The organism is Streptomyces sp. NPDC051569 (assembly GCF_044454085.1).
Lineage (GTDB): Bacteria > Actinomycetota > Actinomycetes > Streptomycetales > Streptomycetaceae > Streptomyces.
In genome coordinates, this window is sequence record NZ_JBITDJ010000001.1 from 65,021 (window position 1) to 78,158 (window position 13,138).

Sequence of the window (13,138 nt, forward strand, 5' to 3'; positions counted from 1 at the left end):
CCCGCTCGCCGCCCCGGTTCGCGTCGGCCGCTCCTGGTGAGCGCGGGCGGAGGGGAGGCGGCGTCAGAAGAGGCCGCCGCCTCCCATCCGGCCGCGCGTGCCACTTCCGCCGAAACCGCCCGGACCGCCGCCGGACCGGCCGAACCCGCCATCTCCGCCCTGCCGCCCGTATTCCCCCGGCCCGTATCCGCCGCGCCCGTACCCGTACCCGCCGCCGTCCCCGCCACCGAACGGGCCGCCGTACCCGCCGCCGTCCCCGCCACCGAACGGGCCGCCGAACGGGTCGCCGAGGAGGATGCCGCCGAGCACGCCGCCCGCCAGCCCGTCCTCCGCTCCTGACGCACCGCCGGGGTCGTACGGGGTCCCGTACGACCGCACGTCCCGCTCGGCGAGATCCTGGGCCTGCCGGGCCAGCGCGTCCGCGCGCCGCGCCTCGGCCGGCGCGCTCTCCGGGTCGCCGGTCGCCGCGAGGCCCCGGGCCCGTTCCAGCCGGCGCTGCGCCTCCGCCAGCCGGGTACGGGCCTGGCTGCCGACCGCCCCGCGATGGGTGGTGACGTAGTCGGCGGCGGCGCCGATCGCCGACCGGGCGGCGAGCATCGCCTGGTCGAGCAAGGTCCGCGCCCGCAGGCCGTTCTCCTCGCGCGCCCGGGACCCCGCCAGCGCCTCTTCGAGCACCGCGGCCGCCTCCACGACCCGGCGCAGGGCGTCGATCGGGTCGTACCGCCCGGAGTCCCGCTCGCGCCGAACCTCCGTGACCACCGCTTCCGCGCGGCCGATCCTGCCCGGGAGGCCGTCCGTCGGGGCGTCCCCCGCCGTCCCCCGCAGCAGGGCGCGGGCGTCCGCCAGGTCCGTCTCCGCCTCGATGAGCGCGCCGGGGAGCTTTCCGGCCGCCTCCGCCAGCTCCAGCGCGCGCCGCTCGACGGCTTCGACGAGGGTGGTCGCCTGACCGGCGGCGCTCTCCGCCGCACGCACCCGCACGGCCGCCTTCCGGTTGTCGCCCGCCTCGATGAATTCCCGGGCGCCGGCCAGCGCGGCCGAGACGAGGACCAGCCGGTCCCCGGCCTGCTCGGCACTGTCCGAGACCGGCGAGGACGCCGTGTCGGCATACCGCGTGAGCAGTGCGGTGAGCGTGGACCGCGCGGTGGTGACGCGTCCCGTCAGCTCGCGGAAGGACGCGGTGACCGTGTCGACGTCGCCCGGCGCGTTCCGCTCCCGGTCGCGCAGCCGGTCGAAGGCCCCGGACTCGGCGTCCAGCCTGCTGTCGGCCTCCGCGCACCGGGAGATGATCTCGTCCAGCATCCGGCGCCGGGTCGCGTCGTCCGCCGGGAGGGCGTCGTCGAGCTGCTGGCGCAGCCGGAAAGCGGCGGTCAGCTCGCTCTTCGCGAAGGCCACGGCGGCGGTGAAGGGCGCGGTGGCCTCCTCCCCGAACCGGGCCGTGGCGAAGCCGAGTTCCTCCTGGCTCGTGCGTACGGCGTCGTCCGCGCCGACCAGAACCAGACCGGCCTTGTCGTCGAGTTCCGGCAGCGGGATCCCCGCCGGCTGGAGGGTCCGCCCCGGCCTGCCCCAGACCCGCAGGGCGCTCTGCGGTGTGGTGCGGTCGGCGGCCCGCCGCTTGCGGCGCGTACGCGTGTACGCGGCGAGGACCAGGGCTCCGCCGGCCACGACGATGGGCAGCACCAGATTGCCCGCCGCCCCTCCGTCGGCGGCGCCGCCGCCCGGGTCGGCCTCTCCGGGGGTGCGCGCGGGCGCCGGTGCGGACCGGCCCGTGAGCACACCCGCGTCCCGCCCGTGCGCGAGGGTGACCGGACCCCCGGCGTGCGCGTACGCGGCGGACGCGACCAGCCACCAGGCCGTGACCAGCACGGCGAGGAAGGCCCGGCCGGCTATGTGCGTCCTGGTACGGCTCACGAGGGGCGTCACAAGGGGGAGGCTATGTCCGCTTCCGGGCGTCCGCGACCGGACATCGAGCCGTCTTCGTACGGTCTCCGTCGGCGTCGGTCGGTCTGCGTACGGTCCCCGCGCTGTCTCCGTACGGTCCCTGGGCTGTCCCCGTACCGTCTCAGGGCTGTCCCCGTACGGTCTTCGCGCCTGCCTCCCGCGGACCGGCGCATAGTCTGGGCGCCTTCCCGGCCAGGGGGCCGGGTCGCGGGGGAGGGGACGGCTTTGCGCGCAGGGCTGCGGGGACTCGGACGGATACCGGTACGGGTCTGGCGCGGTCCGCGCGCCCGGTGGCCCAAACGAGTCGCCCTGGCGCTCGCCCTCCTGCTCGTCGTCCCGATCGCCGCCGGCGCCGTCGCGCTGCGGCTCACCTACGCCGGCGACCTCCAGGACGGCACCAGGACCCGGGGCCGGGACGCCATCTGGCTCGGCCACGCCTGGGTCGACGGCCGCAAGAAGGACGCGGATCTCGCCGCTTTCGCCCAGCGTGTCCGGGGGACCGGCATCCGCGACCTCTACGTCCACGCGGGACCGCTGGAGCATGACGGCACCCTGCCCGCCGCCCGCTATCCCCGGGCGCGGTGGCTGATCGACGCCGTGCACCGCACGATGCCGGGTGTCCGGGTGCACGCCTGGCTGGGCGACGTACTGGCCACCGAGACCCCGGACGGTCTGCGCCTGGGACGGGCCGCGACCCGCGCCGCCGTGGTGCGCTCCGCCGGGCAGATCGTGGACGCGGGCTTCGAGGGCGTGCACATGGATCTGGAGCCGCTGCACTCGGGCGACCGTGACTACCTCTCGCTCCTCGACGACCTGCGGGCGCTCACCCGTGCCCACGGGGTGGCGCTCTCCATCGCCGCCCACCAGATCGATCCGCTGCCCGCGCTGCACTCCGTCGCGGCCATCGTCACCGCGCACCCCAAGTGGTGGTCGCAGGCGTTCTTCGCCGAGGTCGCCCGGCGCGTCGACCAGATCGCCGTCATGTCGTACGACACGGCGATGCCGCTGGAGAGCCTGTACGGCGGATATGTAGCGCAGCAGACCACGCTGGCCCTGGAGGTGACGCCCGAGGACACGGACCTGCTGATGGGCCTGCCCTTCTACTACGAGGAGGACATGAGCCATCACGGGCATGCCGAGACGGTCGCGGCGGCGGTCCGTGGCGCTCGACTCGGGCTGGGACGTACGGACCGCGACCGTGAACACTTCGGCGTCGCGCTCTACGTGGACTTCGCGGCGGACGAGACCGACTGGACGGCCTACCGCGAGGGATGGGGCTGCGTCGCCGCTCCCTGCTGAAGGCGGGCGCGGCGGCGGTCCCGCCCGGGAGGCCCGTCGGTGATGCGGCTACCGTCGCGCTCATGCCCGCGTCCTTCCCCGCGTTCCCGGCCGAGTCCCGGACGGAGCTCCCGGCCGATTTCCGGGCCGCCTTCCCCCACGGTTTTCCCTTCGATCCCGCCTACGGCCGGACCTTCTCTCAGCTGCTCGCCACCCCGGCGCCCGCCCCGCCCGCCGGGTTCGACGCGTTCTGGCGAGGCCGCCATGAAGCCGCGCTCCAGGTCCGGACGGAACCGGAGACCGGCCCGCTGGAGGAGGAGCGCGACGGCTTCCGGATCTTCGGTGTGTCCTTCACCTCCGTCGGCGGGGCGCGCCTCGGGGGCTGGCTCGTCCTGCCCGCAGACGGTCCGGCGGAGCACGGTTTCGTCGTGGGCCATGGCTACGGCGGACGCCAGGAGCCCGGCCCCGAGGTGCCGCTGCCGCTGCCCCGGTCGGCCGCGATCCTGCCCTGTGTACGGGGGATGGGTGCCCGAGGCGGCTCGCCCGGCATCCCGGGCGACGCCGACCGGCATGTCCTGCACGGCATCGCCTCCCGCGACACGTACGTCCTCGGCGACTGCGTGGCCGACCTCTGGTGCGCCGCGTCCGCGCTGCTCGAACTGGTGCCGGAACTCACGGCTTCGCGGCCCGCCCGGCTCGGCTACCTCGGCGAGAGCTTCGGTGGCGGCCTCGGCGCGCTGGCGCTGCCCTGGGACGACCGTTTCGCCTGCGGCCAGTTGACCGTCCCCACCTTCGGCAACCATCCGCTGCGGCTGACGCTGCCCTGCGCCGGGAGCGGCGAGGCGGTACGCGCCCATCACCGCGAGCACCCTGAAGTGGCTGACGTCCTGCCGTACTTCGACGCCGCCACCGCCGCGCGCCGGATCCGCATGCCGATGATGGTCGCGCCGGCCCTGTTCGACCCGGCGGTCCCGCCGCCGGGGCAGTTCGCCGTGTACAACGGGCTGCCCGGCGCACGTGACCTGCACGTCCTGGCCGCCGGTCACTTCGACCACCCGGCCGCCGAGGCGGAGGCCGGGGAACTGACGGCGGCCCGGCGGCGCTTCTTCGCGCGGCTGCTGACCGGTCACCCGTAGCGAAGGGAACGCGTCCCGGGCGGGGGTGCCGCCCGCGAGGTGGCCCGACAGGAGAATGACAGGAAGCCTTGCAAGTTCGCCTGTTCACCTCCTACCGTGGAGACATGTCCCAACCGCCGGAAGACCCGACCCGGGAACCGACCGCCGGCCCGACCCGGGAACCGACCGCCGAGCAGGTCGCCGCCGAGCTCACCGCCGTCGTGGGGCGGCTGATGCGACGGCTGCGGACGGCGTCGCCCGAGAGCCGGCTCACGCCTTCGCAGCGTTCGGTCCTCGCCCGCCTGGACGTCGAAGGTCCGGCCACCACGGCGGCGCTGGCCCGCGTCGAATACGTACGGCCGCAGTCCATGCGGCTGACACTCGCCGCGCTGGAGGAGCAGGGCCTGGTCGAGCGGGCACCAGATCCCGGCGACGGCCGGCAGTCCGTCGTCTCCGTCACGGACACCGGCCGCACCGTTCTCGCCGGGGTCCGCGCGGCGAAGCGGGACTGGCTCTCCGGGGCGATCGCCGGCGAACTGGACGCCGCCGAGCGCCGGACCGTCGCCGAGGCCGCCGCGCTGCTGGCCCGGCTGGTGGAGAGCTGAGACCCCGCCGGGTCCCGGCCGGCCGCGCGCGCCGTGCCACGTATCCGTTCCTGATCCTGGTACCGCCCTCACAAGGAGCCGCATCATGACCGCCACCACGCTGGACCCCCGGACCGCCCTGGTCGTCGTCGATCTCCAGAAGGGTGTCGTCTCCCTGCCCGGCGTCCACCAGGCCGACGATGTCGTGGCGCGCTCCGCCGAACTCGCCGCCGCCTTCCGCGCCAAGGGTCTGCCGGTGGTCTTCGTCCGCGTCACGGGGGGTGCGCCCGGCCGCACCGAGAGCCCGGCGCGCGGCGGGACGCCGGCCGCCGACTGGGCGGACCTGGTCGACGGACTGGGTGTGCGGGACAGCGACATCGTCGTCACCAAGCAGGGATGGGGCGCCTTCTACGGCACCGACCTCGACCTGCGGCTGCGCCGCCGTGGCGTCACCCAGGTCGTGCTGACCGGGGTCGCGACCAGCAGGGGTGTGGAGTCCACCGCGCGCTCCGCCCACGAGTACGGCTATCACGTCACCGTCGTGACGGACGCGGTGGCGGACATGGACGAGGGCATGCACCGCAACAGCATCGACAAGGTCTTCCCGAAGCTCGGCGAGACCGACACGACCGACGCGATCGTGAAGCTCCTCGGCTGACCCGGGGGAGGGGCCCATGTCCAGGAGCCGGCGCGGGGGGGGGGGGGGCCGGCGCGCGGGGGGGGGGGGGGGGCCCCCCGCGGGGGGGGGCGGCGCGGCGCGCGCGCGGGGGGGGGGGCCCCCCCCCGCGCGGGCACCCACCCCCCCCCCGCTTGGGTCCCGCCCCGGGGCGGCCGGGGGGGTGGGGCCCTTGTCCTGGCGCGGGGGGGGGGCCCCTGGCCCCGGCGCGGGCTCGTGGACTGGGGCCCCCGCTGTCGTGTCACCGCTTCGATGACCTGACGGATCAGGGCGCCCGCCGGTCGCGTACTCCCAGGCCCTCGTCGTCCGAGTCCGTCCACAGAGCGCTGTTGTACGGGGTGTCGGAGATGGTGACGAGTTCGTGGGCCCGGCCGGCCGGCTGAGGCCGTGGCTCGCCGTCGCGCCGCTGCGCCAGACTCGCTTCCAGTTGCCCGACTGTACGGACCAGGTCGTCCAAGCGGCGTCGTACCGCTGTCAATTCGTCCTGTACGGACATGAGTTGCCCTCACTTCCACAGTCGCGAACGGCAGGGGGGTCTGAGGGTGACACCCCTCAGCGGGCTCTGTACGCGCCTGAGAGTGTCGCGCGTCACATGCCCGCTTGTGAAGGTGCGCCGGGCGGTACGGCTTTTTTCGAGGGCTCCTCCTACTCTTTCCCGGCTTTTCGGGCCTTCCGCGTGCCCGGCCGGGCGCCGCGCCCACCGCGCTGCCCGTCGCGCTGCCCGTTGGGCCGCACGGGTGGGTTTCGCGGCGCCTCCCGCCGTGTCTGCGCCGCCTCTCCGTGTCGGTCCCTTTCAGTGGGTGGGCAATAGGTGTGATCATCTCTAAATTCCACAAACAGGACGAAGAGGTACAAGCCATGTCCCACGTCGGCGCCCCACGCGGGAGGACATGCTCCCGGACGCTCCGCTCCGTCGCTCTCCTCACCTCCGGTGTGCTCGCCCTGCCCGTTCTGTCCGCGTGCGGCTCGGGCGGGAACGGGAACGACACCCCGGCGGCCGCCGCCCCGGACATCGCACCCGCCGGACGGAACTGGGTCAGCCAGGGCGGCACGCTGCGCTGGGCGATCGACACCATGCCCGCGACGCTCAACGCCTTCCAGGCCGACGCCGACGCCTCCACCAACCGGATCGCCGGCGCCGTACTGCCCGCCCTCTTCACCCTCGACGAGCGCGGCCGTCCGCAGCGCAATCCGGAGTACCTCGAATCCGCGAAGATCGTCGCCCGCGAGCCCAAGCAGGTGGTGCTCTACAAGCTCAACCAGCAGGCCGTCTGGAGCGACGGCCGGGAGATGGGGGCGCCGGACTTCGAGGCGCAGTGGCGCGCGCTGAGCGGCAAGGACTCCGCGTACTGGACGGCACACAACGCCGGGTACGAGCGGATCGAGAAGGTCGAGCGCGGGGCCGACAACCTGGAGGTCCGGGTCACCTTCAACAAGCCCTACGCGGACTGGAAGTCCCTCTTCACCCCCTTGTATCCCAAGGATGTGACGGGGACCGCCAACACCTTCAACGACGGGGCCAGGAAGACTCTGAAGACGACGGCGGGGCCCTTCACCGTCAAGTCGGTGAACAGCAAGGACCGGGAGGTCACCCTCGTCCGCGACCCGCACTGGTGGGGAGCGCCCGCCAAGCTCGACTCGATCGTCCTGCGCACGATCCCCAGGGGGCAGCGCGCCGCCGCGCTCGCGGCCGGCAAGCTCGATCTCGCGGAGATCGACAGCGGTACGACGAAACGTATCTCCTTGGCGGCCCGGGACGGCGGAGCCGGCGGGCAGCCGCTCACCCACGGTCCGGGCGCCGGAATCACCCCGGCCTCCGCGCTCCGGTCCTGGGCGCTGGCGCACGGCTCGGACGACGAGAAGGCCGAGGCGGCGCGGCAGGCCCGCGAGCAGACCGCCGCGGCGGTCGGGAAGTACGCCAAGGAGCAGCGGTCCCTGCGCGGCTTCGCCGTCCGCAAGTCGCTGGAGCCCGCGTACACCCAGCTCGCGCTGAACGGTGAGTCGGGACCGCTCGCCGATGAGCGGGTACGGCGCGCGGTGGCCCGCGCCCTCAACCGCCAGGAGCTCGCCGACGCCGTACTCAAGCCGCTCGGTCTGCCCTCGCGGCCGCTCGGCAGCCACCTGGCGCTCTTCGGCCAGCAGGCGTACGCGGACAACAGCGCGGCGCTCGGCAAGGAGGACACGCACGAGGCGCAGGCGCTGCTGACCGACGCGGGCTGGGTCCAGGGCGGTGCCCGGAAGAAGCCGGAGGGCGTCAAGGCCGGAAGCGTGGGGGAGAAGAGCGGCGGGAAGAAGGCCGACGAGAAGAAGGGGGCCTCCGGGACCGGCGCGAAGAGCGACACGAAGACCGGCGCGAAGAGCGACACGAAAACCGGCGCGAAGAGCGACGCCGCCTCCGACGAGGGCACGTACATCGTCGGTGACGACAAGCCCGGTCAGGCCGCGGCCACCCGCCCCGAGAAGGCCACGCACGTCCTCGCGCCCGCCCCCGCCGCCGCCTTCCAGGGCGCCGCCCTGCTCGGTCAGGCCGCGGCCCTCGACGACACCGAACCCCGGCAGCAGGCGCTGAAGGCCCAGGAGCCCCAGGACAAGAAGCCGGGTGGCATGGCGGGGGCCTACGCCCCGCGCGGCACGGCCGCCCCCGCCCCCCAGGCCGGTCCGCTCGGCAAGGACGGCAAGTCCCTCACCCTCCGTTTCGTCCTGCCGTCCGGCCAGGGCTCGGAGTCGCTGCGCGCCGTGGGCGAGCGGATCTCGCGGATGCTCGAACGCATCGGCATCCACACGGAGATCACGAAGGTCGCCGACGACAGCTATTTCAAGGACCACATCGCCTCGGGCGAGTACGACCTGGCCCTCTACTCCTGGCCCGCCACCGCCTACCCGGCGACCGACGGCCGGCCGATCTTCGCCAAGCCGGTGCCCGCCGGCGACGGCTCGCTCCAGGTGGAGCAGAACTACACCCGGGTGGGTACGGACCACATCGACCAGCTCTTCGACCAGGCGGCCTCCGAGCTGGACGAGCGCGCGGCCGGTGATCTGCTGAAGCAGGCCGATGCCCGGATCTGGGCGGCGGCCGGGTCCATCCCCCTCTATCAGCGTCCGCAGCTGATGGCCGCCAAGAAGGGGCTCATGAACGCGGGAGCCTTCGGTTTCGCCGCCCCCCGCTACCAGGACATGGGGTTCAGGAAGGGAGGCTCCTCCGGGCCGCTCCCGAGCCTGAAGCCCCGGAAGAAGTAGCAGGTCAGAGCCGCTTCACCGGCACGGAACGCGATCACTTCCCCGGCCCGCCGGCCTCCCCGGCGGGCCGGTCCGCGCCGGTGTCCGGGCGCTGTGCTCCCGCGTCCCCGATCGGCCCGGGAAGCCTCTGTCACGTCGGCCCCGTACCATGGGACAAGCCGTGGCGTGTCCGCCCGGTGGGCGTACGAGGAAATGACGCCGCATCCCACGATCGAGAGAAGCGCCAGCCAGCATGCCCACGCGCCACGACATCCGTAACGTCGCCATCGTCGCCCACGTCGACCACGGCAAGACCACTCTGGTCGACGCCATGCTGAAGCAGGCCGGCGCGTTCGCCGCGCACGCCGCCGAGCACCTCGACGACCGGATGATGGACTCGAACGACCTGGAGCGTGAGAAGGGCATCACGATCCTGGCCAAGAACACGGCCGTGAAGTACCACCCCAAGACGGGCGGCGACCCGATCACGATCAACATCATCGACACCCCCGGCCACGCCGACTTCGGTGGTGAGGTCGAGCGCGGCCTGTCGATGGTGGACGCCGTCGTGCTGCTCGTCGACGCCTCGGAAGGCCCCCTTCCGCAGACCCGCTTCGTGCTCCGCAAGGCCCTCGCGGCGAAGATGCCGGTCATCCTGTGCATCAACAAGACGGACCGCCCGGACTCCCGGATCTCCGAGGTCGTCGACGAGACGTACGACCTCTTCCTGGACCTGGACGCGACCGAGGAGCAGATCGAGTTCCCGATCGTCTACGCGTGCGCGCGTGACGGTGTCGCCTCGCTGACCAAGCCGGAGAACGGCACGGTTCCGTCCGACAGCGACAGCCTGGAGCCGTTCTTCAACACGATCCTGGCGCACGTCCCGGCTCCGGAGTACGACGACGAGGCGCCGCTCCAGGCGCACGTCACCAACCTGGACGCCGACAACTTCCTCGGCCGTATCGCGCTCTGCCGTGTCGAGCAGGGCTGGCTGCAGAAGGGACAGACCGTCACCTGGATCAAGCGTGACGGCACGATGTCCAACGTCCGCATCACCGAGCTGCTGATGACCGAGGCGCTCACCCGCAGGCCGGCCGAGAAGGCGGGCCCGGGTGACATCTGCGCGATCGCCGGTATTCCGGACATCATGATCGGCGAGACCCTGGCCGACCCGGAGAACCCGATCGCGCTGCCGCTGATCACGGTCGACGAGCCCGCGATCTCGATGACCATCGGTACCAACACCTCGCCGCTCGTCGGCAAGGGCGGCAAGGGCCACAAGGTCACCGCCCGCCAGGTCAAGGACCGTCTCGACCGCGAGCTCATCGGTAACGTCTCGCTGCGCGTCCTGGACACCGAGCGTCCGGACGCCTGGGAGGTGCAGGGCCGTGGTGAGCTGGCCCTGGCCATCCTCGTCGAGCAGATGCGCCGTGAGGGCTTCGAGCTGACCGTCGGCAAGCCCGAGGTGGTCACCAAGCAGGTCGACGGCAAGACGCACGAGCCGATCGAGCGCATGACCATCGACTCCCCCGAGGAGCACCTGGGTGCCATCACCCAGCTCATGGCGACCCGTAAGGGCCGTATGGAGACCATGACGAACCATGGCTCGGGCTGGATCCGCATGGAGTGGATCGTCCCGTCCCGCGGCCTCATCGGCTTCCGTACGGAGTTCCTGACGCAGACGCGTGGCACGGGCATCGCCCACTCCATCTTCGAGGGCCACGAGCCGTGGTTCGGCGAGCTGCGCACCCGTAACAACGGCTCGCTGGTCGCGGACCGTTCGGGCTCGGTGACCCCCTTCGCGATGATCAACCTGCAGGAGCGCGGTGTCATCTTCACGGAGGCCGGCACCGAGGTCTACGAGGGCATGATCATCGGTGAGAACTCACGCGCCGACGACATGGACGTGAACATCACCAAGGAGAAGAAGCTCACCAACATGCGTGCGGCTTCCGCGGACAACACGGAGAACGTGGTGCCGCCCCGGAGGCTCTCGCTGGAGCAGTCCCTGGAGTTCTGCCGCGACGACGAGTGCATCGAGGTGACCCCGGAGACGGTCCGTATCCGCAAGGTCGTCCTGGACCAGAAGCAGCGTGGCCGCACCGCCTCGCGCGCCAAGCACGGCTGATCCGGCGGGCGTCCGGCGAGACGCCTGACGTTTTCGTCACACCGACGGCCCGGCCCCCCGCGACATCGCGGGGGGCCGGGCCGTTCGTCAATCGATTTTCGCTTCCCCGATGTCCGGATATCGACCGCCGCTCTCCGGAACTTGTGTTAACGGTCCGTTTCGCGGGTGTCTGTCTGTACTCACTTTGTCCGGATTTCGGGCGTACGGGGTGCTTCGATGTTGTCAAAACGAGACCCTTTAAGTGTGGTTTATGGCCCCGCTGTACTTAATAGTTGGCTCCATTGAGCTCGGGTCAATGGGTCATGCGCTGTGGGAGCGCCGACTCACGAGCACACTCAGGGCGCTCATACGTGCTCGCTGTCAGGGGTGTCAGCGCGCGTAGAACAGTGCCCTTCTTGTAGTGATCAGTGGACTCATGAGGAGGAACCCATGCGTGGTGCCAAGAGCGCCAAGTGGGTCGTGGGCGCGACCATCGTCGCGCTGGCTGCGACCGCTTGCGGTAGCAGTGATTCCGGTAGCAAGGGCGAGAGCAAGTCCGCCGTGAACGCCAAGGGCGTTTACAGCTACCAGAGCACCGAACCGCAGCACCCGTTGCAGCCCGCCAACGCCATGGAGGTCGGCGGCGGTCGCATCGTCAAGAACCTCTTCCGTGGCCTGGTCGACTACGACCCGTCCAACGGCAAGCTGCGCAACGCCATGGCCGAGAAGATCGAGACCACGGACGCACAGCACTACGCGGTCACGATCAAGGCCGGCTGGACCTTCCACGACGGCACCCCCGTGACGGCCGCCTCCTTCGTCGACGCCTGGAACTGGGCCGCCAACACGAAGAGCAACCAGATCAACAGCAACTGGTTCTCGGACATAGCCGGCTACGCGGACGTCCACCCCGAGAAGGGTGACCCGAAGACGGACAAGATGTCCGGCCTCAAGGTCGTCGACGACACGCACTTCACGATCGACCTGACGGCCCCGGTCTCGTACTTCCAGTACAAGCTCGGCTACACCGCCTTCTCCCCGCTGCCGAAGGTCTTCTACACCGACCCGGCCAAGTACGGCGAGAGCCCGATCGGCAACGGCCCCTACAAGTTCGTCAAGTGGGAGCACAACAAGGCCGTCACGCTGGCCGCCTACGACGGCTACAAGGGCGACGACAAGCCGAAGAACGGCGGCATCGTCTTCAAGAACTACACCCAGGCCGAGGCTGCCTACAAGGAGCTCACGTCCGACACGCTGGACGTCCTGGACCAGGTCGACCCGACCGACCTGACCAACTACAAGGCCGACCTGGGTGACCGTGCGGTCGACCAGGCGCAGGGTGGCATCACCTCCATCGCCTTCGCGATGTACAAGCCCGAGTGGAAGGCCGCCGACAAGGCCCAGGTCCGCCAGGGCCTGTCCATGGCGATCGACCGCGACACCATCACCAAGACGGTGCTCCAGGGCTCGCGTCAGCCCGCCGACAGCTGGGTTCCCCCGGGCGTCGCGGGTTACAAGAAGGGCATCTGCGGCGAGGCCTGCGTCTACAACCCGGCCAAGGCCAAGGAGCTCATCAAGGCCGGCGGTGGTGTGCCGAACAACAAGGTCACCATCCTGTACAACGCCGACGGCGGTCACAAGGAGTGGGTGGACGCCACCTGCAACTCCATCCGCCAGGCCACCGGTGTGGACTGCACCGGCGCCCCGAAGCCGGACTTCAAGACCGCGCGTGACCTCATCGACGGTCACAAGGTCGACAGCATCATGCGCTCCGCTTGGGTGCAGGACTACCCGCTGAACGCCAACTTCCTCCGGGACATCTACGGCACCGGCGCCTCCGCGAACGACTCGCTGTACTCCAGCCCGGAGTTCGACAAGCTGACCAAGGAGGCCGACAAGGCCACCTCGGTCGACCAGACCACCGAGCTGTACCAGCAGGCCGAGGCCGTTCTGGCCAAGGACATGCCGTCCATCCCGCTCTGGTACTACAAGACCAACTCCGGCTGGTCGAAGAACGTCCAGAACGTGAAGTACGACTCGTTCGGTGACCCGGTCTTCACCCAGGTCGAGGTCAAGCAGAAGTAATTCAGGTGGTCGGCAGAGCTCGGCCCACCCCCACGCTCCGTACGCGGAGCAGGCACCTGTGAAGACGGCAGCCGGCGTTCTCTCTCTCCTGCGAGGGGAGGAGTGCGTCGGCCGCCGTCGCGCCGACACACCAATGGAG

General features: G+C 71.4%; 9 protein-coding genes. 7 read left to right on the plus strand and 2 right to left on the minus strand.

Features of this window, described 5'->3' with window-relative positions; all coding sequences use genetic code 11:
* Positions 1-63 precede the first annotated feature (63 nt).
* Positions 64-1,920 carry a TPM domain-containing protein gene (locus ACIBAE_RS00210; protein WP_399281460.1) on the minus strand — a complete coding sequence of 619 codons (1,857 nt, stop codon included), beginning with the start codon at positions 1,918-1,920 and terminating at the stop codon, positions 64-66.
* Between the two features lie 243 nt (positions 1,921-2,163).
* Between ACIBAE_RS00210 and ACIBAE_RS00215 the strand changes: the two genes are divergently transcribed.
* The 4 genes from ACIBAE_RS00215 to ACIBAE_RS00230 all read left to right on the plus strand — a co-directional run bounded on the left by ACIBAE_RS00215 (position 2,164) and on the right by ACIBAE_RS00230 (position 5,573).
* Positions 2,164-3,237, plus strand: coding sequence for a hypothetical protein (locus tag ACIBAE_RS00215; protein ID WP_399281461.1), 1,074 nt, complete (start codon positions 2,164-2,166; stop codon positions 3,235-3,237).
* A gap of 62 nt (positions 3,238-3,299) precedes the next feature.
* Positions 3,300-4,352, plus strand: coding sequence for an acetylxylan esterase (locus ACIBAE_RS00220; protein ID WP_399281462.1), 1,053 nt, complete (start codon positions 3,300-3,302; stop codon positions 4,350-4,352).
* A gap of 104 nt (positions 4,353-4,456) precedes the next feature.
* A complete protein-coding gene (locus ACIBAE_RS00225; protein ID WP_399281463.1) occupies positions 4,457-4,936 on the plus strand; it encodes a MarR family winged helix-turn-helix transcriptional regulator in 480 nt (159 codons plus the stop codon).
* A gap of 85 nt (positions 4,937-5,021) precedes the next feature.
* Positions 5,022-5,573, plus strand: coding sequence for an isochorismatase family protein (locus ACIBAE_RS00230; RefSeq protein WP_399281464.1), 552 nt, complete (start codon positions 5,022-5,024; stop codon positions 5,571-5,573).
* Positions 5,574-5,856: 283 nt separating this feature from the next.
* Here ACIBAE_RS00230 and ACIBAE_RS00235 read toward each other — a convergent pair whose 3' ends face one another.
* Positions 5,857-6,087, minus strand: coding sequence for a hypothetical protein (locus tag ACIBAE_RS00235; protein WP_399281465.1), 231 nt, complete (start codon positions 6,085-6,087; stop codon positions 5,857-5,859).
* Positions 6,088-6,449: 362 nt separating this feature from the next.
* Here ACIBAE_RS00235 and ACIBAE_RS00240 point away from each other — a divergent pair, with 362 nt between their 5' ends.
* From ACIBAE_RS00240 to ACIBAE_RS00250, 3 genes are all read left to right on the plus strand, one after another.
* Positions 6,450-8,828, plus strand: coding sequence for an ABC transporter family substrate-binding protein (locus ACIBAE_RS00240; RefSeq protein ID WP_399281467.1), 2,379 nt, complete (start codon positions 6,450-6,452; stop codon positions 8,826-8,828).
* 232 nt (positions 8,829-9,060) lie between these two features.
* Entirely contained in the window at positions 9,061-10,935 is a 1,875-nt protein-coding gene (gene typA / locus ACIBAE_RS00245; protein WP_399281468.1) for a translational GTPase TypA, read from the plus strand.
* A gap of 429 nt (positions 10,936-11,364) precedes the next feature.
* Positions 11,365-12,999 carry an ABC transporter substrate-binding protein gene (locus tag ACIBAE_RS00250; protein ID WP_399281469.1) on the plus strand — a complete coding sequence of 545 codons (1,635 nt, stop codon included), beginning with the start codon at positions 11,365-11,367 and terminating at the stop codon, positions 12,997-12,999.
* Positions 13,000-13,138 lie beyond the last annotated feature (139 nt).